The following is a 22,207-nucleotide window of genomic DNA, read 5'->3' as shown; positions in this document are numbered from 1 at the left end:
GCGTGACACACTCGGTGCAAGAAGCAAGAGCAGAGGGGACCTGTGATGCGCCGCCAGTTGTACGGGTCAGACCATGAGGCATTCCGGGAGAGCGTGCGCCGGTTTCTGGACAAGGACGTGGTGCCGCACCTCAGCCAGTGGGAGGAGGCCGGGATCGTGCCGCGCGAGCTGTTCGGCGCGGCCGGCGCGGCCGGGTTCCTCGGGATGGCCATCCCGGAGCAGTACGGCGGTGGCGGAGTCGACGACTTCCGCTTCAACGCCGTCTTCGGCGAGGAGGTGCAGCGCTGCGGCGCGGCCGCCGCAGGGCTCGGGATGACCCTGCACAACGACATCTGCATGCCCTATTTTCTGTCGTACGCAACGGAAGAACAGCGCCAGCGCTGGCTGCCCGGGATCGCCGCCGGCGAGCTGATCACGGCCATCGCGATGACCGAGCCCGGCATCGGCTCCGACCTTGCCAGCATGTCCACCACCGCGCTCCGGGACGGTGCTGATTTCGTCGTCAACGGCTCGAAAACGTTCATCACCAACGGCATCAACGCGGACCTGGTCATCACCGCGGTGAAAACCGACCCCACCCAGCGGCACGCCGGCATGAGCCTGCTGGTGCTTGAGCGCGGGATGGCCGGCTTCGAGCGCGGCCGCAACCTGGACAAGCTCGGCCAGCACGCGCAGGACACCGCCGAGCTGTTTTTCAACGATGTTTTTCACGATGTACGCGTGCCGGCCGGCAACCTGCTTGGCGAGCTGGGCCAGGGTTTCCGACAGCTGGTGGCGAACTTGCCGCAGGAACGGCTGTCGATCGCGGTCGCCGGGGTCGCGGCGGCCGCCGCCGCGCTGGAGTGGACGCTCTCGTACGTCAAGGAGCGCACAGCCTTCGGCAAGCCGATCGGCTCGTTCCAGAACAGCCGTTTCACGCTCGCCGAGATCTCCACCGAGGTCGACGTGGCGCAGGCGTACGTGGACGCGTGCATTCTCGCGCTCGACGCTGGCGAGCTGACCGTCGAGGACGCGGCCAAGGCCAAATGGTGGTGCACCGAGCTGCAGGGCCGCGTGACCGACGCGTGCCTGCAGTTGCATGGCGGCTATGGCTACATGACCGAGTATCCGATCGCTCGCGCGTACGCGGACGCCCGGATCACCCGGATTTACGGCGGCACCACGGAAATCATGAAGGAAGTGATCGGCCGAGGCCTCGGGCTCTAACGAGAGCGCACCGACGGATCTTCTTCCGCGATTAGCGGAGGGAGCCGAGGCCGGCGCGGACGAGGGCGCGGTCGCCCCGGCGGGGGCCGCGCATCGCGAGCCGCAGGGCGTCGACAGCGACGAAGAAGTCGAGCTTGTCGACCAGCCGGGTACGGTCGTGGTGGCCGAGCCGGATGGCGACCTCCAGCGCCACCGAGAGGCCAAAAGCCTGCGCCAGGTGCCGCAGCTCGTAGTCCGGATCGCCGATCGCGGCGGCGGCGAAATCCAGCACTCCGCGGATCGCGCCGGTGGTCGGGTCACACAGAATGTGGTCGACGACAACGCGTTGTGCAGAAGGACGGGTTCGTAGTCGAAATTGGCGGGATCGCCCAAATAGTCGGCGAACCGCAACTCGATGCGGGCGGCTTCGGCAGCACTCATCCGCGCGGCGAACTCGTCGCGGAACCGGTCGCGGTCGGCGGTGTACGTACCGAGAAAGTCGAGGTCCGGTACGCCACAGCCGCGGGCCAGCTCGAGGGTGGTGGCACGCAGCGCGGCGATGAAAGCGGCCAGCTCGTCGAGCACCCGCGAGCGCGCGTCGCTGTCCAGCGTCAGGAACCGGTCGGCGGTCAGGAACTGGCCGGTGAGCTGCGGATATCCGACGTACGGCAGGCCCGTGACGGTCTGCCCGACGAACCGCAGCTCGGGCACCGGCGCCGGCAGCCGGGGCGCCAACTCGGGCAGCAGCCGGGTTTGCACCTGCAGCGCGACCGCCTGCCCGGCGACTTTCGGGAAGCGGAACACAAACCGCTCGTTCACCAGGTAGGTGACCGAATCCGACCGGTGACCCAGCGCGGTGATGCGCGCCGGGTGCGGCGACGCGATCGCCGTCTCTATCGCTTGCGCCCGGACGGCTTCGTCCGTACGGCCCGCCGGATTCACGTTCGGGAGTTTGCCAGAAGAACTCCGGGTTCCGGACCGAATTCATCAGGTGTGACACGGATCTTCGCCGGCAGGTCGCCTGCCCTTCGCCGCCGCCCGTACGATATCCGGATGGCTGACGAGTTCCTTTTCCCGGCACGGGTGCGCTATCTGGAGGTCGACGCCCAGAACGTGGTCTTCAACATGTGGTATCTCGGCTATTTCGACGAAGCCTCGTACGAGTATTTCGGGTATCGAGGCGTCGCCTACCACGACTTGATCGCCAGCGGCACCGACATCCAGCTGGTGCACAGCGACCTGGACTACCGGTCCAGCGTCCGGTGGCGCGACCCGCTGGTGGTCGCGGTCACCACTGGGAAGGTCGGGAACACCAGCTTCCAGCTGGACTTCCAGGCCCGAGTGGGCGACCGGCTGGCCTGCGAGGCCCGCAATGTGTACGTCACGGTCGACACCGAGCAATACGCCAAAAAGCCGGTCCCGGACGACTTCCGGGCAGCGTTGCTTGCTTGACCGCTGCCCTGTCGGCCTCCGCAAGCACCAACCCTGAACAGCACATTTGCCCCTCGGCAGGCGAACGCCGACATCCCATAAACAGAACCTGAAGCCCCCATCACAGTTTGATAACGGTATGGGTGGCGTCTCCCCATCGGGCCCCGCGACGCGAAAAATCACCCCCGCCCCTGCGTGAATGACGCCGTTCACCGGTCCACGCGGGACATTTTTTCGGCAAAGGGGTTTTGAGTGAGAAAACTGTTAGTCGCGGCCGTGACCGCGGTCGCCGGCGGTGCGACGCTCGTCTCCGGGATACCCGGGGCGGCCGCCACCGCGGCGCCCACCACCACCAGCACCGCCGCCGCCAGCATCACCTGGGGCACATGCGACTCGACCCGCCTGCAGCAGGCCGGCGGACAGTGCGGCTTCCTGCAGGTGCCGCTGGACTACAGCAAGCCGTCCGGCACGAAGATCTCGCTGGCGGTCTCGCGCATCAAGCACAAGGTCCCCGACGCGAAATACCAGGGCATCATGCTGACCAACCCGGGCGGCCCGGGTGGATCCGGCCTGACCCTGTCCACCCTCGGCGCCTCGGTGCCCAACCACGTCGGCGACGCGTACGACTGGATCGGCTTCGACCCGCGCGGGGTTGGCTCCAGCAAGCCGGCGCTGACCTGCATCTCCGACTACGCCGGCTTCAACCGCCCGCAGTACGAGCCCACCTCGCTCGCGCTGGAGAAGATCTGGCTGGCCAAGTCCAAGGCGTACGCGCAGGCCTGTGCCAAGAACGGCGGCGCGCTGCTGGATCACCTGAAGACCACCGACTCGGCCCGTGACATGGACTCGATCCGGGCCGCGCTTGGCGCGAGCCAGATCAACTACTACGGCTTCTCGTACGGCACCTACCTCGGTCAGGTCTACGCGACGCTGTTCCCGTCCCGGGTCCGCCGGGCGGTGCTGGACAGCAACGTCGACCCGCGCAACATCTGGTACCAGGCGAACCTCGACCAGGACATCGCCTTCGAGCGGAACATCAAGATCTGGTTCGGCTGGGTCGCTCAGTACGACAACATCTACCACCTCGGCAAGACCGAGCGGGCCGTCGAAGCCCAGTGGTACCGGCAAAAGGCGCTGCTGGCAAAGAAGCCGGCGGCCGGCAAGATCGGCCAGGACGAGTGGGTCGACGTCTTCCTGCAGGCCGGCTACTACATTTACGGCTGGGTCGACATGGCCAACGCCTTCGCCGGCTGGGTGCACAAACAGGACGCGCAGCCGCTGCTGGACCTCTACGGCGACCCGACCGTGCCGAACGCCGACAACGGGTTCGCGGTCTACAACGCGGTGCAGTGCACCGACATCCAGTGGCCGCAGAGCTGGAACAAGTGGCGGATCGACAACTGGCGGACGTACGCGCAGGCGCCCTTCGAGACCTGGGGCAACGCCTGGTTCAACGCGCCGTGCCTCTACTGGCCGGCGAAGGCCGGCAAGCCGGTGACCGTGACCGGCAAGACCGTCGCGCCGATCCTGCTGCTGGACGAGACCCTCGACGCGGCCACGCCCTACGAGGGCACCCTTGAGGTGCGCAAACTCTTCCCGAACGCGTCCCTGATCGCGAGCCCCGGCGGCACCACGCACGCCGCTTCACTGTCCGGTGTGGCATGCGTCGACAACCAGGTCGCCGACTACCTGGCCACCGGCAAGCTGCCCAAGCGCAAGGCCGGCGGCGGCGCCGACGCCACCTGCCCGTACCTGCCCCGCCCAGTGCCCACCGCGCCGACCGCCAACGCGGCGAAGGCGGCTCCCGGCACCACCGCGAAGGCTGCCGGCACACTGCCGGGCAAGTTCCGCGGCTAGTTTTTCGGCGCTAGTACGACCCTGCTAGTACGGCCCGGCCGGCGGATTCCACTCTGCCGGCCGGGCCTTTTTTATATGCCCGGCGGAATAGGCGTACGGATGGCGGTGTTGAACCCGTCAGAAGCGACATGGCTAACAAGGTGCTTGCCGGTGCCTTGTGGACAAGCTATGGTGCGTTCAACAGCTCCTGTGGATGACGGCGAAGCGCCGCCCCAGGAAGCGGTTAGAGTCCAGTCATCAGGTTTGCGCTCGCGGATCTGATTCCCACCGCCCGTGACAGCGGCGACCTTTTCCTGGGCTCGATCCCAGTCTTTCCGCTCTCGCAAGGAGAAATCTCATGAAAACCGTCAGTGGCATTCTCGACGTACGAGAAAAATCCGCTTTCATCCGCACTGCCGGCTACCTGGCCGGCCCCGACGACGTACATGTGCCAATGGCCTTGGTACGCAAGCACAATCTCCGCAGTGGTGACCTGGTCACCGGCGTTCCGTCCGAGCCGGACGCGAAATTGGCCACGCTGGCCAGCGTCAACGGCCAACCACCGGAGTCTTTCCAGCGACGGCAGGAATTCCAGTCGCTGGTGCCGTTGCACCCGGACCAGCGCCTGTTGCTGGAAACCACCCCGAAAAAGCTGACCGCACGGGTTATCGACCTGGTGATGCCGATCGGCAAGGGCCAGCGCGCTCTGATCGTTTCGCCGCCCAAAGCCGGGAAAACGTCCGTGTTGCAGGCGATCGCCGAAGGCGTCGCCACCAACCACCCGGAATGCACCTTGATGGTGTTGCTGGTGGACGAGCGCCCCGAAGAGGTCACCGACATGCAGCGGTCGGTACGCGGCGAGGTCATCTCGTCCACGTTCGACCGGCCGCCGGCCGAGCACACCGCGGTCGCCGAACTGGCGGTCGAGCGGGCCAAACGGCTGGTCGAGATGGGCCAGGACGTGGTGCTGCTGCTCGACTCGATCACCCGGCTCGGTCGCGCGTACAACCTCGCGGCCCGCCCGTCCGGCCGTGTGCTGTCCGGTGGCGTGGACGCGGCCGCGCTGCACCCGGTCAAGCGCATCCTCGGCGCCGCCCGCAACATCGAAGGTGGCGGCTCGCTGACCATCGTGGCCACCGCGATGGTCGAGACCAGCTCGGCCGCCGACACCCTTTTCTTCGAGGAACTCAAAAGCACCGGCAACGCCGAGCTGAAACTGGACCGCAAGATCGCCGAACACCGGACCTTCCCGGCCGTCCGTCGACGTGACACCGTCCAGCACCCGTCGCGAGGAGCTTCTGCTGTCGCCGCAGGAGTTGGTCCTGGTCCAGGAACTCCGCCGGCTCCTGCAGACCCGCGACAGCCAGCACGCCATCGAGCAGCTGCTCGACCAACTCCGCAAAAACCAGTCCAACGCCGAGTTCCTCATGCGCATCAGCGCCACCACCCGTCTCGCCGCTTAGACCCTGCCTTAAGGGGCACCCGGGGCTGTGTACGGTCGAGGCCATGGACGAACGGACCGGAGAGGCGTTCGAGCTGGACGAACAGCTCACCGTGGTGGGTCGTAAGCTGGTCGTGGGGGCGCCGGCCCCGGCGTTCGAGCTGGACTGGCTGGCGTCCGATGGCGCGGTGATCCCGGTGCGGCTGAGCGACTCGGCCGGCGCCGTACGGCTGCTCAACGTGATCAACTCGATCGACACGCCGGTCTGCTCGCTGGAGACCCGGACCTGGGATGAGCGGCTTTTCTCCGAGGACTCGGCCATCAGGATGTCCACGGTGAGCATGGACCTGCCGTTCGCGCTGGATCGCTGGCGGACCGAGACACACGCCGGCCACCAGTTCCTGTCCGCTCATCGCGACGAACGCTTCGGCGTCGACTACGGCGTGCTCCTCAAACAATGGCGGCTGCTGCAGCGGGCCGTTTTCGTGATCGATCGCGAGGACCGCATCGCGTACGCTGAATATGTGCCCGACCAGATGCGCGAGCCGAACTATTCGGCGGCGGAGGCCGTCATCAAATCGTTGGCTTGATCTTTTCCCGTACGGCAAGGACAAGATAGCGTTCATCGGCGTCGTCGACGGACTCGCATCGCCAGCCGGTGGCGGCCAGCGCGGCCCGAATACGCGGTTCGGCACGGATGTCGTCGGCGGCCAGTTCGTGGCCGTGTTTGCGGGCGAGGGCAGCGCGACCGACCGGGTGGAAAAGAGCCAGCCGGGCGCCCGTACGAGCCACCCTGGCCAGCTCGGACAGACCACCCCGGTGTCCCGCAAATGCGGCAGCAGTCCGGCCGCGAAGACCGCGTCCAGCGAGGCGTCCCGCAGCGGCAGCCGAGTCGCGTCGGCCAGTACGAGCCCACCGCGGCCGCGCCGAGCGGCCTCCGTCAGCATCTCGACGGTCACGTCGACGGCGATCACCGTGCCGGCCGGTCCGACCGCCGCCCGCAACGGCTCGATGGCCCGGCCGGTGCCGCAGGCGGCATCGAGCACGGCCCCGGCGACCGGCACCGCGAGAGCTCGTCGACCGCTCGCTGGTAGGCCGGCCCATCCTCGGGAAACTTGTCCTCCCACCCGGCCGCGCGTGGCCCGAAAAACGCCCGTGTGGCCGCGATGTCACCCATCTGGCCAACCTATCGGAACGGAGAGGATCCGGCGCCGACCGTGGACAGCCGACCATCGCCGCGACGACAATCTCCTCGGAGGTCGCCATGCGGAACCGGACGTTCAGGGCGCAGGTCGGGGTCGAGAACGCGGCCATCCTCGCCACCGAGAGCCGCACGCACTGGCTCGCCTCCGAATACCGGCCGCACGATGCCGGCGACGGCTGGATCGAGCTGAGCGAAGCGGCTCTCGGCGCCTCCCGCGAACTCGGCGAGGAAGAGGACGGTGCGATCACCGACGACGCCGACGGTCTGCGCATCTGGGTCGGCGACGAGGCGTACGACCTCGACCCGGTCAGCTGAGCGACACCTGCCGCGACCACACCTGATAAGGCGAAGGGGTCGGCGAGGACCAGTTCGCGCCGCGGTCCCCGAAAAGCAGCAGATGTGCCGGGTCGAGCACGACCAATGTCCCGTTCGCCGAGTCCTGGTAGTCCGCGGCCACCGATCTGGACCACGAAAGCCCGCCGTCATCGGAAACCAGCAGAGACAAACCCGGACGTCCGGTCACCATCACGAAAGTGTTGCCGGCGGTGTTCACGATCGTCGGGAAGACACTGAAAGTCGACTCCCCCGGTCCGTTGAGCAACGGTGTCGGCGTCGACCAGGTGACACCGTTGTCGGTCGATCTTGACGCGTACATCGGCAGATAACCGCCGATCCGCATCGCGGTGAAGAGCGAACCGTCCGCGGCCCGCGCGAAGGCGCCCTCGCAGAATCCCTCGTACCGGCCATCACTGGTCAGCGTCGGATTGAATCCCACCGTCGCCCGTACGGTCCAGTTGAGCCCGCCGTCGGTGGAGACCAGCAACAGCTCACGGTATTTCGGGTCGTCTTGGTAATATCCGTACGCGGACTGGAAAAGGCTGCCGTCCGAGTTTTGCAGCGCGCTGTGCACCAGCACGAATCCACCCTGCGCCGAGCCGGGTCGATCGGTGGCCGAGGAAATCGGCCGCATTTCCTGTGTCGTTGTCATCGTGCCGGTACGTTTGGTCCACGTCATGCCATTGTCCGTGGAAATCGCGCTGTCGACCGACGCGCTTTTGTTTCCGGCGAGCATGTACGTGTGATAGTTGACCGCCAGCAGATTTCCATTGCCGAGCCTGGTCATGCTATAGGACGCTTCATTCGGCATCGGGTTGCTGGCCTGCGCGTGCACCCAACTCGCACCGCCATTGTCCGAGTACGCGTACTCGTTGCCGCTGGTGGCACTGCTGTCGGTGTGCGCGGGATAGCTCAGCAGCACCCGCTGGCCGACGACAACTGCTGTGTTGGGCATTTGCACTGGAGTGCTGCGCTGGTCGATGAGCACCAGCGGCGAAATGTCGAACCGGCCGTGCGCCGCCGGTGGCACGGCGTCGTCCGCCGCGCCAAGCCCCACGTTGTCAAGGAAAACCGTGTCCCCGGTGGTCGGCGTGCCGTTGCTGGCGAAACCGTACCCGACAATGCTCGTCACCTCGCGTACGCCCCAGGGCCCGCCGGCTCCGACATACTGTCCGTTGACCGAGACATATGCCACACTTTGGTCTGTCGGCACCGAAATCTCGAAGCTGGACCAAGTCGCCATCGGTACGGTCCCGGCCGGCGCGACGGCACCGGCATCCCAGGTCCCACCGTCGTACCAGTTGATGCCGCCGGCACTGGTGACCGCGAGGTGGAAAACTGTTCGTACGTCCGAAAAGCCGCGGACGGTGCCGTTGAAGTCGATAAGGAATCCGTTCGCCAGCGCGGCCGGGTAGGCCATGAACTTCAAGTCCCCACCCTGCTGCACTGGCCGGTCACAGCCGACCTGGACGATCGCGCTGGTGGACTGGTCGTTGATCAGCAGCGACCTATTGCTGTTATATCCCCGCTGAGCGCTGACCGTCGCGGGCGTTTTCCCTGCCGGTGTGACACATCCGGTCGGCACCGCGCCGGCGGTGTCCGTCTCGAAAGTCTGGATCGACGGCACCGCACCGAAAGTGACGTTGTCAAAGAAGACTCGGTCGCCAGTGGGGACCGTACCCGTGCTGGCGAAGCCGAATCCGGTGATGCCGGTAATGCTTGCCGTCCCCCACCTTCCACCCGTACCAACGTCATGCCCACCGACCGACACGGACATCCCGCCATAGTTCGACGGAACGGCGATCTCCACCGTGCTCCACTGGTTCTGCGGCAACGATCCGGCCGCCGCGAACGAGTTCCATTTCGAGCCGTCGTACCAACTCATCGATCCGTCCGCGGAAGCCAGCAGATGAAAGACCGGTGTCGTCCCGCTCGTCGCGGTGGTGCCGAGAATGTCGATCAGGAAACCGTTGGCGCTGTGATCGGGAAACGCGGCGAAAGCGAGGTCGGCACCGGCCGCACTGGCTGAACCGCAGGCTATCGCGGTCATCGCCGTCGAAGTCTGATCATCCACCAGCAATGAGCGACTTCCCGCGTACGCCCGCTGGTCACTGACCACCGCCCCAGCCCGCCCCGTCGGCGTCACACACCCCGCCGGCACACACTGCCAACCGCGTCCCCCTCGAAGGTGTAGCTCGCTGGCGACCCGAACGCGGCCACCGGCACCAGCACCGCAGCGGCCAACACCATCCCCAGGGCGCAGAACAAACGTCGGCCACCACCGCAGCCACCTTCCCTCGACCAGCACTGTAGCGCTACATGCGGCCTTTCGCGAGGGTGACGTTTCGGGGTCGGTATGCCGTTATTTGTCACCTCAGAACGTCACCCTCGCGAGGGTTTCGCTCTCCGCTACTGTTGACAACCGTGCGTGTACTCGTGGTGGAGGATGACGGCGATTTGCGCTTCGCCGTCCATACCGCGTTGCGCGGTGCTGGGTTCGCGGTGGACTCGGTCGGTGACCTGCCCGATGCCGATGTGGAGCTCGCGGTCAACTCGTACGACTGCGCGGTCTTCGACCGGCGCCTGCCGGGCGGGGACTCGCTGTCGTACGTACGAGATCGGCGGGCCGCCGGGTGGGCGGTGCCGGTGTTGTTCCTGACCGGATTGAGCACTGTGCCGCATTTGGTGGAGGGACTCGCGTACGGCGACGACTACGTGACCAAGCCGTTTGAGATGGCGGTGCTGGAGGCGCGGGTTCGGCGGCTCTGCCTGCAGGTGGTGCCGGGCCCGCCGCCGGTGCTGCGATGCGGTGACCTGGAGTTGGACCCGGGCCGCCGGGAGGTCCGGCGGGCCGGGACGCTGCTGACGCTGACGAAAAAACACAGTTCGCGGTGCTGGAGCTGCTGATGACCAAGCAACCCGAGCCGGTGTCGACTCGGGTGCTGATGGAGCAGTGCTGGGACGAACTCGAACCGGACCCGAACCGCGTCCAGGTGCTGATCGGCCAACTTCGCCGCAAGCTACACGACCCACCGATCATCGAGACCGTACTGCGCCGCGGCTACCGCCTGATCCCACCACGGCCGTAACGATTTCGGCTTGCAGCTCACACGATGTGAGGTAGGACAGTGACGGCATGATCAACATTGGAGATTTCGGGCGCCTTGGTGGAGTGTCGCTGCGGATGTTGCGGCACTACGACGAGATGGGGCTGCTGCGGCCGGCGGAAGTCGACCAGTGGACTGGTCGTCGCCGCTATCACTTGGACCAGCTCGGCGATCTGCATCGGATCGTCACCCTCAAAACGCTGGGATTCACCCTCCAACAGGTCGGCGAAATGCTGCACGACGGCTTCGACACAGCGCAGTTGCGCGGCATGCTTCGGATGCGGCGTGCGGACTTCGAACGGCAGTCGCAGGACGCGCGCCACCGGATAGCCCAAATCGATGCCAGGCTTGCGCTGATCGAAAGGGAAACGGGTAGGTCCGACCCACCGGTCGTGGTCAAACAGGTTGAGTCGATTCGGCTCGCCGCGCTCACCAGCGTCGTCGCCGACGACGAAGATTTCGGTGCCGCGGTGGAAGAACTGTTCATCAAAGCGTGCGATCTTATGAACTCCGCTGGATGGAGCCGCACTTCACCGATCAGTTGGTACGTGCCAGCGGCAGCCGACGCCGTACGCATTTACACGGGTTTCGCCGCACCGGCCGAAACCCCGGGCCTGACCTCGGTCGATCTGCCCGCCGCCAACGTGGCGTCAGTCATCCACCACGGCCCGATGATGCAGGACATCGGCGCCGCCAACGTGGCTCTCGCTCGCTGGGCCGACGCCAACGGCCACACCGGCGAGCAGCGCCGGCGGTCGATCTTCCTCGAAGCGACCGGCGACGACCAACACAACTGGGTGGTGGAAGTGCAGCTTGAGCTTCCTCCGCAACGCTAGTGGTCTTGTCGCTACCTGGCAACGGTTTGTCAGATTATGCCCGCTTCTGAAGAAGGCTCACCACCCACAACCTCGCCGCGCCCGGCTAACCGCCAACACACCGAAGCGGCGCGAAACTGTCGTACCGATGCTGTTTTCTAGCCCCCTCCCTTTGAACGGGCGGGGGGTGGGTTTGAGGATCGATGTTCAACTAAAAATTAAGGTCTGCCTCTCGACCCACCCCCCCCCCGTCACTGGGTGGGGGCAACTTTCGCGGGTGGGTACGACAGTTTCGCGCCGCACCCCTCTTACTTCGCCGGAATGTCTCAACACAACCTGACAGGAAGGGTCGGCGGGGTGGTGGGTCCCTTCGGGTGGAGCCTCAAGGAAGAACGGGGATCGACGGGTGGGGCGGCTTGGGTACGGGGGTTGGGCGAGGTTCGTTCTCCCCCTCAGCGGGCAAACAAACCAGCATCACGTTTCCGGGGGTGGTTCAAGACCTGAGTTTGGGCTCGACCGTCACCTCCGCGACTCCAGTGACTATTGCCGACTGGGCCATCTGCGAAAGCAACGAATGGCTCACAAAACGTTGAACGCGCGCGCTCTATATGTTTCGTTGGGGTTATTGTGAAAGTATGCATTTCCTGATTACCCGTACGCCATCAAACTGTCGGTGCCGGCGGTAGAATTAGTGTCATGGCCGCCGGCGATGACACCACCTCTCCAGAGCTCTGGAGGTGTGACCCGGATGAGCTGGGTGAGTTGCTGCAGGAGAAAGAGAAAGCGGTTCGGTTGCTGCAGGTCGAGGTGTTGGACATTGTCGCGGCGATCCACCGGCGAAACGTCGGCAAGACGCTCGGGCACCGCAACACCCTGGGCATGCTGCAAGACCTCCTTCGACTGTCCCCCACAGAGGCATCCCGACGCTACAAACGAGCCCTGAACCTGTGCCCCAGCCAAGCCCTGACCGGTGAAACACTCGCACCCACACTCAGCATCGCGAGCCATGCGATGCGCCGCGGGGAACTCGCCGACTCCCAAATCGACACGATTGTTGGGGTCGTTAACAGGCTCCCGGCCAGGGTAACCATCAAAGACCGCGAAGAAGCCGAAGCGTCGCTGGTGGAGCACGCGAAACGGTACACCGCACACCAGGCCTGGCCAAAGTCGGGCGACGGATCCATGACCACTTGGACCCCGACGGACCAGCGCCGTCCGAACATGAAAACGAGACACCACGCCGCGAACTGTCCTTGCACACCGGGACAGACGGGCGCCTGAACTTCACTGGTTCGTTTGACGGTGAAACCGGCACTTTGTTCAGTGAAATTCTGAGCCCACTGGCCAAACCCCGGCCCGCTGAGAACGGCACCCTGATCAGCGGTCAGTGTCCGAACGCAACGGGGACGCGCTCGCGGAAGCCCTGAATCTGATCGCGGACTCCGCGAAACTCCCCACCCAGGGCGCCGAGCGACCGCATCTCACCATCACCATCAACTGGGACATGCTCCGAGACCGCCTCGGAGCCGCATACCCACACAGCGGCGCACCGATTTCCCCCGAAGGCGTCCGCCGGCTTGCCTGTGACGCGGACATCATCCCGATCGTGCTGGGCAGCGACAGCGTGCCCCTTGATGTCGGACGCAACGAACGACTCATCACACCAGCCCTACGCAAAGCCCTGATAGCACGAGACAAAGGCTGCGCCCGATGCGGCCGACCACCCCGCTGGACGCGGGGGCACCACGTGCAGCACTGGGCCGATGGTGGGCATACTTGCCTTGACAATTGCGTACTCCTGTGCGATCGCTGCCATCGTTTAGTGCACCACGGCGGCTGGGACGTACGCATTGTTGACGGAATCGTTGAATTCCTGCCGCCCGCGTACGTTGACCGCGAACGAAGACCCATCCGCGGGATTAACCAGCTCGCCGCATAGAAAGCCCACCTGGCCGCCGGGCAGCAGCACGCCCGGCGGCCGACAAACTCTGCCACCGACTGGCTAGAGCGTGTCTGCTTATTCGGCGCGGCTGGGTAGGTGATCATGAATGGATGCTGCGGACGGGTGCTATGTCGGATGAATTGTGGGCTGTTATTGAGGCCGGTTTGCCGAAGCGTGGTGCCGACGGGGCCGACCGTGGAATGATCATCGGCTGACGCTGGAAGAGCTCGTATGGCGGTTCCGGACCGGTATGCCTTGGCGCGGCGGGCTGACGACCAAGATCCACGCTCTGGCGGACAAGGCGTACTCACACCCCTCAACCCGCCAGCAGCTGCGTGATCTCAAGATCCCCCACACGATCCCTGAGCGCAGCGAGCATATCCAGGATCGCGAAACCCAAAGGCTCACGCGGTGGCCGACCCCAGCTTTCGACCCTGAGATCTACAAAGAACGCAATATAGTCGAACGCGCCTTCGGCCGCATCAAACAATGGCGCGCCATCGCCCCCGCTACGAGAAATACGCCACCAACTACCTCGACGGCGTCCTCCTCGCAGCCACCTAGCCGGAGTTTCCGGCCTTTCATGATCAACATCGACGAACCCGCTGGTCAATGGGCTTGACTCGGACGCCCCGGCGTATTACCCAGGTCGCCAGAGTCTCGCTATGACGTACTTGCAGGTGGTGGTGCAGGAGTGCGGAAGTCTATCGCCAGGCGAGACCCGACAAGAATCGCGATCCCTGCACTACTGGGTAATACCGCCGGAAGGGTGGAAAGTGAGGTATCGCAACGAAGATGAATTGCCGCGTCCTCAAGCCCGGAAACTCAGGCTAGGGCATTCCGGTGATGGTTATCTTTGTGGCGCCGGCGGGGGGGTCGGTTGTGCCGATGCCGGGCAGGCCGTTGAAACCGCTCCAGTCCAGTTCGCGTTCGCGTAGCGGATTTCGTGATAGACGTGGTTGTCGAGGCCGATGATGACAACCTGCGCCGAGTTGTCCGGGTCAGCGCCGATGCTGATTTCCTTCGCTCCGGCCGCAGCGGTGGTGCCGATGCCGGGCACGCCCGCGAAGCCGGTCCAGTTTCCGTTGGCGTAACGGATCTCGTGGTAGACGCTGTTGTCCGTGCCGATGATGAGGACTTGCGCCGAGCCGTCCGACATCCCGGTGATGGCGACTTTCTTGCCGCCGGCCGCGGCGGTAGTGCCGATTCCCGGTAGACCGTTGAAACCCGTCCAGTTTCCGTCCGCGTGGCGGACCTGGTGATAAACCTTGCCGTCGAGTCCGACGACCAGGACCTGTGACGAGCCGTCGGGCATTCCGGCGATGCTGATGGCTTGCGCGGTCATGAAGTTCGCCGCGCCGATGCCGGGGATCTGGGCGAATCCGCTCCAGTTTCCATTCGGATAACGGACTTCATGGTAGACGCGATCGTCGGTGCCGATGATCAGGACCTGCGACGAGCCGTCTGGGAGGCCCGCGATGGCTACCTTTTTGGCGCCGGCAGGCAGGGTCGTACCAATGCCCGGCAGCCCGGCGAAACCACTCCAACTGCCGTCCCGATAGCGCACCTGGTGATAGACCCGGTCGTCACTTCCGACGATCACGACCTGGGCTGAGCCGTCCTTCATTCCGGCGACGCTGACCGATTCGGCGGTCCGACCAAGACCCCCGAAACCAGTCCAGTTTCCGTCTGGATAGCGGACTTCGTGATAAAGGCTGGAGTCCATCCCGGCGATCAGGACCTGCGCCGAGCCCGGACCGGCCGGCTGCAGACCGCCGCCGGGCAACCCGTTCGCGCGGCTGATCAGGTTTTGCGCGATGGCCTGCGACTGGTCATAGCGATCCGGGTAAGCGGAGTGCTGCACCGCTTGCGCGATCTGCCCAGCGGTCCAGCCGGGGTTGTTGGCCCCGAGCGGGATGGCGGATCGAGGAACGCGTTGGTGGCATGCGGTACGTCCATGCACAGGCTCGCGGGCGAACACCAGCCTTGACTGGGCCGCTGCTGGAAAACACCGACTGAGTCGGCGTCGCCGCAGGGCAGGTTGTTGACGTGTGACTCGACCCAGGCGGTCTCGAATTCGGACAGCCGAACTCGGCCGTCAATGCCACGCTGGTTGGCCACATCGCGGATGACCCGAAGCACGTTGTCGTCGGCATTGGGCGGGATTGCACAGGCAGGCGCCGCCACGGCCGCTGGCACGGGTGTGCCCGGGGCGGCTGGACTCGCCGCGTACGCGCCGGTTGGCGGCACCAGCAGCGCGGCGGCGACCACCAGGGCTCTCAAGGTATGCCGGCTCATGAAATTCCTCCCGACGCGGATCGACAGACATCAGAACGCGCCAGGCAGCCGAGGGTCACACTGGTACGGGAGTTTGCCGGGGCGGACGCAGGCTGGTGGGGTGGAAGGCGGCGCCGAGCCGGCGGCGGACCGGGCGGCCGGCGAGGGCGCGGCGGATCAGCGCGACGGCCGCCCAAGCGGCCTCGACCGCGCCAGCCTGGGTACGCGCGCCGGACCACAGAGTTGAGTCCATAAGGACAGCTAGTACGGCCAGATGCTCAGCGACGGGTGGGCCGTTCAGGAGCAAGCAAGCGGCAGCCACATCGCGTACGGTCATGCCGCTGGTCACCCGCACGACATGGGAGCGGAGCAGATCGCGCGCTTCCGCCCACGCGGCGACCACGCCGTCCGACCCGGTGGCTCGGCGCCGACGCCAGGTACGGATCCGTTTGGCCACCGGCACGCCGGCCACCGCGGCCAGGAAAAGCACCAAAATCACGAGAACAAAAGGAAAAGCCAAGACAGTGAGGCCCGCGAGGTCGACCGGGCCACCGAAGGACTGAGGGGGCAGCGGCGGATCCTTGAGGTCCTTCGACGGCGGCAACTCCGACCGGGCCTGGGCGGCCGCGGCGGCGGGCGGCCGGTGTCGGTTTTGGTGTAAGCTGCGCCGGTGACGCTGGAGCCACTGGCCGTCCGGGTCGGATCCAGCGGCACCCAGCCGACGCCGGCCACCGCGACTTCCGGCCAGGCCAACACATCCCGGTTCCGTACGATCGTCGTACCACCGGTAAGTGCCTGCTCGCCCCGATAACCCACGGCGATCCGAGCGGGAATGCCGAGAATCCGCGCCAACACAACATAAGATGCGGCGAACTGCACGCTGGTGCCGCGTTTGGTCTGCAGCAGGAAGGTGCTCAGCTGCGGCCAGCCGGCACCGGTCGGCAGGTCGGTACCGGTGGCGACTTTGTAGTTTTCGCTGAGATAGCGCTCCAAAACCAGCGCTGCCTGGAAGGACGGCCGCATGCCATCGGTTGCTTTGATGGCCAGGGTGGAAATTTCCGGCGGGACCGCGCCCAGGCCGGCGAAACCGCCGGCCGCATGCGGGTCGATGGCCGCCCCGCCGAGCTGCACGGCATCAACTTTTGGCTCTTTCCAGGACAGGTCGTAGTGCACTGGGCCATCGCGGTGCGGCACGACCAGGACACCTGACTCCTGATCCAGCAGCGGAGCAGCACCCGCGACCGAGGTGGGCAGCGGCTGGCTGGGCACCCACGGATCGCTGGGTTCGGGCAGGAAAACACTCGCGTCCCGGCGTACGGTCGGAGCAGTGATCGTGCTGGGCAACGAGACCGTGCTGCCCATCCGGCGGAAGGTCGCGGTGAACGACCAGCCAGCGCCATCGAAGCCGTCCAACACCGCCAACCGCCAGCGGTCGACCTGAGTTTTGGATGTATAGCTGAACACCGGCAGGTCCGGTTGACGCAGATCCGCGGCCACCTCGTCGAGCGGGCTGGCCACGTCCTCGGGCAGTGCCGCGGAAGCCTGGATCTGTCGCAGCGAAACCGTCGGCGTCACCGGGTCGGCGACCATCATCGCCAGCGCGCCCAGCACCCCGAGAATCGCGGTGGGCGCCCACATCCAGACTCGCAGCGGCGTCCGGTGGCCGACGGATCGGCGGGATGCCACCAAAAGTGCGGCCGCGGCCACCGCGTAACAGAGCGCGCCGCCGGTCGCCGCCGCACCGGTCAGCGGCACGAACGCCTGGCTGAGGCCAACCACCGCGAGGCTCGGCAACAACGCGGCCGGTGCCCATCGCAGCAGTTCCAGGCCCAACAGTGCGGCCGCGACCACCGCCAACGGCACGAAAAGCAGCAGCTCCGGATCCGGCCGGGCCGGCCAGGTCGACTGCAGCGTCAACTGCCACGACTGGGTGACACCGGCGGCGATCGCTCGTACGGTCGCACCGGTCGGCAGCCCGCCGAGCGTGGTCGCCCACAGTTCACTGTAGACGGCCGCCAAAAGCCCACCGACCAGCACCAACAACGCTCGCCACTGCGCCAGTTTTGGTACCCGCAAAGCCAACTCGACGGCCAAATAGCAGGCGACCAGCACTGCGGCGATGGGCCGTATCAACGCCCACAGACCAAAGACCGGCTCGAAAAGCAGGCCGGCGACTCCGGCGGCGAGCAGCACCGGCACCGCGGAAAGACGAGTTTTCATCGGGAGATCACCGTGTTCCAGCGATGGACGGCGTCTTCGGCCGTCGCCGCGGACAGCACTCGTACGCCCGGAATCGCCACCTCGGTACGGCCGCCAACCATGATCAACACGACCGTGGCGAACCGGCCACGAATGGCCGCGAGCGCGGTCCGATCCGCCGGCGAAAGCTCGGAAAGCACCACCACGAGCCCGCCGCCACCGCCGAGCTGAGGGGGCACCAGCGGCCCGGTCTGCTCGGCGCGACCGAGCTGACACAACTCGTCCAGCACTTGACGAGCGCCGGAACGCACCCCCGACGCGGTCGCCACATCGAGCCCGCAGGTGCTCAGGAACCGGCACCGATAATCGGCTTGTACGGCCGAAACCAGCAATGACGCGGCCAGGTCGACGGCGTCCTCGAACACGCTCGCCGGCATGAAATCCTGGCGGGTGTCCAAAAGTGTGGTGAACCGCGGCTGGTTCGGGTCCACGTAGTCGCGAACCATCAGCTGCCCGGTCTTCGCGGTCGCCTTCCAATGCAGGTGCCGGACCTCATCCCCAGGCACGTATTCGCGCACTTCGCGCAGGTCCATCGAGCCACCCAACGCGTACGCCGTGGGCGGCCCTGCATAGTGATTTCGCAGGCGTCCGCTGGAAATCGCGCGCATGGGGAGCGTACGCGGATGGACCCACAGTGTCGCCGTGTCGCCGGTGGTGAGCCGGCTCCGACCCAAGCCCGAGCGCGTCCTCGCGGTCCAGGGTCAGCGGACCGACGGTGTGTCGGCCGCGCGCACTCGGTCGGGAGTTCATAGCTGTATTCAGCGGTGGCGCCCTGGCGCAGCGGTCGTACCACCACGTGCCGGAACCGCTCGCCGACCCAGTCGCCGGCGGTGAAACCGGTTTGCCAGCGGGTGCCAGGATTGCGCACCCGAAGGCGAGCCAGCGCGCGCGCCGCCGCGGGCCACCCGGTCCGGGTAGACCTCCCGCGACACGGTGGCGCGCGGCCGGTGCGCGCCGACGATCAGCGACGCCACCTCGACACCGGCGCCGATGGCGGCCAGCACGAGCAGCACCGGATAGCCGAGCCATTGGCCAGCGACGAAGAGGGCGACCGCGGCGACCAGGACGGCGATCCCGCGGCCGGTCAGCCGGGTCATCGACGCTCCGCGCCGACCCTGGTCGGGGCCGGGGTGTGGTCAAGCACCTCGGCCACGATGACCGCCGGTTCGCGCTGGTTGAGCTCGGCCTCCGGAGTCAGGATCAGCCGGTGGCCCAGGACCGGCACGGCCACTTCCTTGATGTCGTCAGGAGTCACGTACGTGCGTCCATAAGTCGCGGCGAGCGCTTGTGCTGCGCGTACCAACGCGATGCTGCCCCGCGGGCTGGCCCCATAACGCAGGTCAGCGTGGGTACGAGTGACCGCGACCAACTGGGCCGCGTACCCGGACGATCTCGTCCTCGACATGGACCGTACGCACCTGCTGCACCGCCGCGTAGAGCTCGGCCAGCGACACCACCGGTGACAGTCCGTCCGGGCCAAAACCGGCGCACTCCCCCTTGATCACCATCACCTCGGTCTCCAGGTCCGGGTAGCCGACCTCGATCCGCATCAGGAACCGGTCGAGCTGTGCCTCCGGCAGCCGGTACGTGCCTTCCATCTCGATCGGGTTCTGCGTCGCGATCACCAGGAACGGCCGCGGCACCTCATGCCGCACCGAGTCGACCGTGACGGTCCGCTCAGCCATCACCTCCAACAGCGCCGACTGAGTTTTCGGCGTACCACGGTTGATCTCATCGGCGAGAACAACGTTCGCAAAGACCCCACCCGGATGAAACTCGAAGCGTTCCAGATTCTGGTGATACACCTGCACACCAGTGATGTCACCAGGCAACAGGTCCGGCGTGAACTGGATCCGGCTGAGCGTCCCGCCAATGCTGCGCGCGAGACAGCGGCCGATCGTCGTCTTGCCCAGCCCGGGCACGTCCTCGATCAGCAGGTGACCCTCGGCGAGCAACGCGCAGACCGCCAGCCGGACAGCCCGCGGCTTGCCACGTACGACAGCCTGCACGTTGGTGGCGATCCGCTCGTACACCTGGTGGGCGACGTAATCTGCCTGACTCATCTGCGCTCCCAATACAAAGTGTTCGACTGGACCCGGCCGTCGGCGGTGTCCGCGTAGACGTAGACGGTGGTGTCCGGCACGTCGTAGCGAGTGTCGTTGTCGCAGGTGGCGGCGCCGGACGAGTCGGTCGTCGTGACGCACGGCTCGCTGAAGACGTGCCCGTTGGCGTACGGCTCAAGCTCGACGCGGGTGTTCGGGGCGAAACCAGTGAGCCGCATGTTGATCCACGAACAGTTCGGCGACTTGCAGTCCGAGCTGTGCGTGTCGCTGCCGCGACTGATGAAGATTTTCGGGTTCTTCACGGCGATCGTGACGGTCCTGGACGCGGCCGCGCCGGTCATCGTACGGCCGCCGACCGTGGTCACCGCTCGTACGGTGAAGGTGACCTGGCCGCCTCGCAGCCCGGAGTAGCTGGTGCTCGTACCAGCCACGGACCTGCTGCCGATGCCGCTCGCGGTGACCGTGTAGTGCTGCAGGGTGCCGCCGCCGAGGTTGGGCTGCGACCAGCTCAACGAGGCGTCATTGCCGGAGGCGGTCGCGGTGAAGCCTCCCGGCGCACTCGCCGCCGCGGCCGGAGTGACCGCGTTGGAGCCGGCCGCCGGGCCGAGGCCGACGCTGTTCCGGGCGGCCACGCTGAAGGTGTAGCTCTGGCCGTTGGTCAACCCGCTCACGGTCGCTCGGCGCGCGCCCCCCCCTGCGACGGTCGTCGAACCTCCGGACCAGCTGACCAGATAGCCGCCGATGGTCGCGCGGTTGGCGGCGGCCGCGTTCCAGGTCACGGTGGCCGACCCGGAGCCAGCACTGGCGGCCACCGCACCGGAGCACCCGGTGCGCTCGGTGGCACCGGCGGCTTCCGGGACGCTGGCGCTTCCGGCGGCGCCGGCGGTTTCGGCGGCGCGGGCGGGCGGTTCGGGGTTGGTCGTCGGTTCGGGGTGGGGCGTGGGCTGAGGCGGCTGCGCGGACGGCGACGGCGGCGCGGACGGGGATGCTGGACCGCCAGGGCTCGGGGACGTGCTCGGTACGGCGGTGGGCACCGGCTCGGTCGCCACCGGTACGTCCGCGACCTTGCCGTCCTTGCCGACCACCAGCAGGTGGCTGCCGCCACCATCCTGCACATACACCTGGCCGTCGGCGCCGCGAGTCATCTTCGGCGCGCCGGTGGTCACCGGGATCTGCTTGCTGTCGGTCCGCTGGCCTTTGATGTCGTACGTCGTGACAGTGCTTGTCGTCTTGTTCACCACCGCGATCACCGACCCGCCGGACAGCGGTCCGTCGTACTGGCCCGGCGGCAGGTCGACAGTGATGGGCCTGCTTCCCGAGGTCTTCGGATCGACCAGGTAGAGGGCATGTTTGGCGGCATCCAACAGCGCCACTTTGCCGCCCGCGTCGGCGGGCGCGACCTGAGTGGTGGCCGAGGTCGGCACGCCCACCGGCAGCCCGGCGCCGAGGCCGTCCGGGTTGATCGGGCGCAGCACCCCGGCGGTGGTGTCCAGCACCCGCGGCTTGTCGGCGATCACCGTCAACGCGCCGGAGTGGCCCGCGGGCACCCGCGCCGGGCAACTGTTCGTACTCACCGCCGCCTTGGGCAGGGTGCACACCAGGCCGGTTTCGCTGTGCAGCAACCACATCGTGCCGTCGGCGGTGACCACCGGATCGCCGATCCGATCCCCCGTCGGGATCACCACCGGTGACGTACCGAGGCGGACGATTTTCCCGGCCTGCCGGTAAACCAGGTAAGGTCCGCCCACCGATTCGATGGTCAGCGGGACCTCGTCGGAGGGTGGCACGACAGTGCTCTGGACCTTCAGGTTGGACTTGCCGAACCGGACGATCCGGGAACCGCCGACCACATATCCGTCGGTGTCGCTCTGCACCACCTGACTGCCCGCGTCGCCGGCCACCGGCACCCGCGCGTCCACGTTGGTGGTCGCGCCGTCGACGTGGAACGCCGTTTGCAAGGCGGTGTCGTAAACCCAGTGGCCGGTCGGGTGGAACTGCATGCCCGCGACCGGCGGCACCGCGCCGCTGAAAGCCGCCGCGACCAGGACCGTACCGACCGCCACCGCGGTCACGATCGACAGCGACCGCCGCCACGACCTCGGCCCCCGGCGCGATCGCCGGGCCGTGGACGCGACGAGCTTGCGATCGTCGGAACCCGCTGGTTCGGTCACGCGGGGCACCGTAGGCCGGTGCGGCCGGGACCGGTCCCCACCGACGCTGGATGTGTCGGCGTTTGCCCCTGGGGCGTTCGGCAGCAAGCTGCCGCTTTCCGCTGGCGCCGGTCAACGTACCTATCATCGGGCGAACGGCC

General features: G+C 66.6%; 22 protein-coding genes and 5 pseudogenes. 13 read left to right on the top strand and 14 right to left on the bottom strand.

Going from position 1 to position 22,207, the window contains the following annotated elements; all coding sequences use genetic code 11:
- Positions 1-45 precede the first annotated feature (45 nt).
- Entirely contained in the window at positions 46-1,206 is a 1,161-nt protein-coding gene (locus GNX96_RS03240; protein WP_163566953.1) for an acyl-CoA dehydrogenase family protein, read from the top strand.
- A 31-nt stretch (positions 1,207-1,237) separates the two neighbouring features.
- On the opposite strand, the gene GNX96_RS03235 is transcribed toward GNX96_RS03240, so the two are convergent.
- Together GNX96_RS03235 and GNX96_RS62360 are read right to left on the bottom strand one after the other, a co-directional pair.
- Positions 1,238-1,477 carry a hypothetical protein gene (locus tag GNX96_RS03235; protein WP_163566952.1) on the bottom strand — a complete coding sequence of 80 codons (240 nt, stop codon included), beginning with the start codon at positions 1,475-1,477 and terminating at the stop codon, positions 1,238-1,240.
- 113 nt (positions 1,478-1,590) lie between these two features.
- Positions 1,591-1,989: pseudogene (locus tag GNX96_RS62360) on the bottom strand (phosphotransferase); the annotation flags it as partial.
- A 249-nt stretch (positions 1,990-2,238) separates the two neighbouring features.
- Between GNX96_RS62360 and GNX96_RS62355 the strand changes: the two are divergent.
- From GNX96_RS62355 to GNX96_RS03215, 4 genes and pseudogenes are all read left to right on the top strand, one after another.
- On the top strand, positions 2,239-2,637 hold the full coding sequence (locus tag GNX96_RS62355; RefSeq protein ID WP_163567072.1) for a thioesterase family protein: 399 nt from the start codon (positions 2,239-2,241) through the stop codon (positions 2,635-2,637).
- Positions 2,638-2,868: 231 nt separating this feature from the next.
- A complete protein-coding gene (locus tag GNX96_RS03225; RefSeq protein ID WP_279579233.1) occupies positions 2,869-4,473 on the top strand; it encodes an alpha/beta hydrolase in 1,605 nt (534 codons plus the stop codon).
- 319 nt (positions 4,474-4,792) lie between these two features.
- Positions 4,793-5,915: pseudogene (gene rho / locus GNX96_RS03220) on the top strand (transcription termination factor Rho); the annotation flags it as partial.
- 112 nt (positions 5,916-6,027) lie between these two features.
- Entirely contained in the window at positions 6,028-6,483 is a 456-nt protein-coding gene (locus tag GNX96_RS03215) for a redoxin family protein (RefSeq protein WP_279579311.1), read from the top strand.
- Here GNX96_RS03215 and GNX96_RS48420 read toward each other — a convergent pair.
- Complete coding sequence (locus GNX96_RS48420) at positions 6,467-6,685, bottom strand: hypothetical protein (protein WP_279579232.1); 219 nt, start codon at positions 6,683-6,685, stop codon at positions 6,467-6,469. The two genes, GNX96_RS03215 and GNX96_RS48420, sit on opposite strands and share 17 nt — an antisense overlap.
- An 86-nt stretch (positions 6,686-6,771) precedes the next feature.
- A pseudogene (locus GNX96_RS62350) lies at positions 6,772-6,939 on the bottom strand (methyltransferase domain-containing protein); the annotation flags it as partial.
- Positions 6,940-7,157: 218 nt separating this feature from the next.
- On the opposite strand from GNX96_RS62350, the gene GNX96_RS03205 reads away from it, so the two are divergent.
- The gene (locus GNX96_RS03205) at positions 7,158-7,412 is read left to right on the top strand and encodes a hypothetical protein (RefSeq protein WP_163566950.1); all 255 of its coding nucleotides are present in this window, start codon (positions 7,158-7,160) and stop codon (positions 7,410-7,412) included.
- Here GNX96_RS03205 and GNX96_RS03200 read toward each other — a convergent pair.
- Positions 7,405-9,552 carry a sialidase family protein gene (locus GNX96_RS03200; protein WP_163566949.1) on the bottom strand — a complete coding sequence of 716 codons (2,148 nt, stop codon included), beginning with the start codon at positions 9,550-9,552 and terminating at the stop codon, positions 7,405-7,407. The genes GNX96_RS03205 and GNX96_RS03200 overlap by 8 nt on opposite strands.
- A 305-nt stretch (positions 9,553-9,857) precedes the next feature.
- Between GNX96_RS03200 and GNX96_RS03195 the strand changes: the two genes are divergently transcribed.
- The 7 genes and pseudogenes from GNX96_RS03195 to GNX96_RS03170 all read left to right on the top strand — a co-directional run bounded on the left by GNX96_RS03195 (position 9,858) and on the right by GNX96_RS03170 (position 13,861).
- Entirely contained in the window at positions 9,858-10,340 is a 483-nt protein-coding gene (locus tag GNX96_RS03195) for a response regulator transcription factor (RefSeq protein ID WP_279579230.1), read from the top strand.
- Positions 10,340-10,522, top strand: a complete 183-nt coding sequence (locus GNX96_RS48410) for a winged helix-turn-helix domain-containing protein (RefSeq protein ID WP_279579229.1) — start codon at positions 10,340-10,342, stop codon at positions 10,520-10,522. The genes GNX96_RS03195 and GNX96_RS48410 overlap by 1 nt, the downstream gene beginning before the upstream one ends.
- Before the next feature lie 47 nt (positions 10,523-10,569).
- Positions 10,570-11,376, top strand: coding sequence for a MerR family transcriptional regulator (locus GNX96_RS03190; RefSeq protein WP_163566948.1), 807 nt, complete (start codon positions 10,570-10,572; stop codon positions 11,374-11,376).
- A gap of 675 nt (positions 11,377-12,051) precedes the next feature.
- A complete protein-coding gene (locus GNX96_RS03185) occupies positions 12,052-12,636 on the top strand; it encodes a DUF222 domain-containing protein (protein ID WP_163566947.1) in 585 nt (194 codons plus the stop codon).
- Positions 12,546-12,991, top strand: a pseudogene (locus GNX96_RS62345) (DUF222 domain-containing protein); the annotation flags it as partial. The gene GNX96_RS03185 and the pseudogene GNX96_RS62345, both read left to right, overlap by 91 nt.
- A complete protein-coding gene (locus GNX96_RS62340; RefSeq protein ID WP_344313926.1) occupies positions 12,980-13,294 on the top strand; it encodes an HNH endonuclease in 315 nt (104 codons plus the stop codon). The pseudogene GNX96_RS62345 and the gene GNX96_RS62340, both read left to right, overlap by 12 nt.
- A 113-nt stretch (positions 13,295-13,407) precedes the next feature.
- Positions 13,408-13,861: pseudogene (locus tag GNX96_RS03170) on the top strand (transposase).
- 286 nt (positions 13,862-14,147) lie between these two features.
- Here GNX96_RS03170 and GNX96_RS03165 read toward each other — a convergent pair.
- From GNX96_RS03165 to GNX96_RS03135, 9 genes are all read right to left on the bottom strand, one after another.
- Entirely contained in the window at positions 14,148-15,161 is a 1,014-nt protein-coding gene (locus GNX96_RS03165) for a hypothetical protein (protein WP_163566945.1), read from the bottom strand.
- A complete protein-coding gene (locus GNX96_RS03160; protein ID WP_163566944.1) occupies positions 15,101-15,595 on the bottom strand; it encodes a hypothetical protein in 495 nt (164 codons plus the stop codon). The genes GNX96_RS03165 and GNX96_RS03160 overlap by 61 nt, the downstream gene beginning before the upstream one ends.
- Before the next feature lie 55 nt (positions 15,596-15,650).
- The gene (locus GNX96_RS03155; protein WP_279579228.1) at positions 15,651-16,073 is read right to left on the bottom strand and encodes a hypothetical protein; all 423 of its coding nucleotides are present in this window, start codon (positions 16,071-16,073) and stop codon (positions 15,651-15,653) included.
- Positions 16,070-17,794, bottom strand: a complete 1,725-nt coding sequence (locus GNX96_RS03150) for a transglutaminase-like domain-containing protein (protein ID WP_163566942.1) — start codon at positions 17,792-17,794, stop codon at positions 16,070-16,072. Before GNX96_RS03150 ends, GNX96_RS03155 begins: the two co-directional genes overlap by 4 nt.
- Entirely contained in the window at positions 17,791-18,507 is a 717-nt protein-coding gene (locus GNX96_RS48405; RefSeq protein WP_279579227.1) for a DUF58 domain-containing protein, read from the bottom strand. The genes GNX96_RS03150 and GNX96_RS48405 overlap by 4 nt, the downstream gene beginning before the upstream one ends.
- An 84-nt stretch (positions 18,508-18,591) precedes the next feature.
- Positions 18,592-18,930, bottom strand: coding sequence for a hypothetical protein (locus GNX96_RS48400; protein WP_279579226.1), 339 nt, complete (start codon positions 18,928-18,930; stop codon positions 18,592-18,594).
- Positions 18,927-19,202 carry an AAA family ATPase gene (locus GNX96_RS48395; protein ID WP_279579225.1) on the bottom strand — a complete coding sequence of 92 codons (276 nt, stop codon included), beginning with the start codon at positions 19,200-19,202 and terminating at the stop codon, positions 18,927-18,929. The genes GNX96_RS48400 and GNX96_RS48395 overlap by 4 nt, the downstream gene beginning before the upstream one ends.
- Positions 19,174-19,896, bottom strand: coding sequence for an AAA family ATPase (locus GNX96_RS03140; protein WP_279579224.1), 723 nt, complete (start codon positions 19,894-19,896; stop codon positions 19,174-19,176). Before GNX96_RS03140 ends, GNX96_RS48395 begins: the two co-directional genes overlap by 29 nt.
- Entirely contained in the window at positions 19,893-22,067 is a 2,175-nt protein-coding gene (locus tag GNX96_RS03135) for a fibronectin type III domain-containing protein (protein WP_163566941.1), read from the bottom strand. The genes GNX96_RS03140 and GNX96_RS03135 overlap by 4 nt, the downstream gene beginning before the upstream one ends.
- Between the last annotated feature and the right edge of the window lie 140 nt (positions 22,068-22,207).

Origin of the sequence: Fodinicola feengrottensis (genome assembly GCF_010993775.1) — a bacterium.
GTDB lineage: Bacteria > Actinomycetota > Actinomycetes > Mycobacteriales > HKI-0501 > Fodinicola > Fodinicola feengrottensis.
The sequence above is the reverse complement of the archived record's forward strand: the minus strand, read 5'-3'. Positions and strand labels throughout refer to the sequence as shown.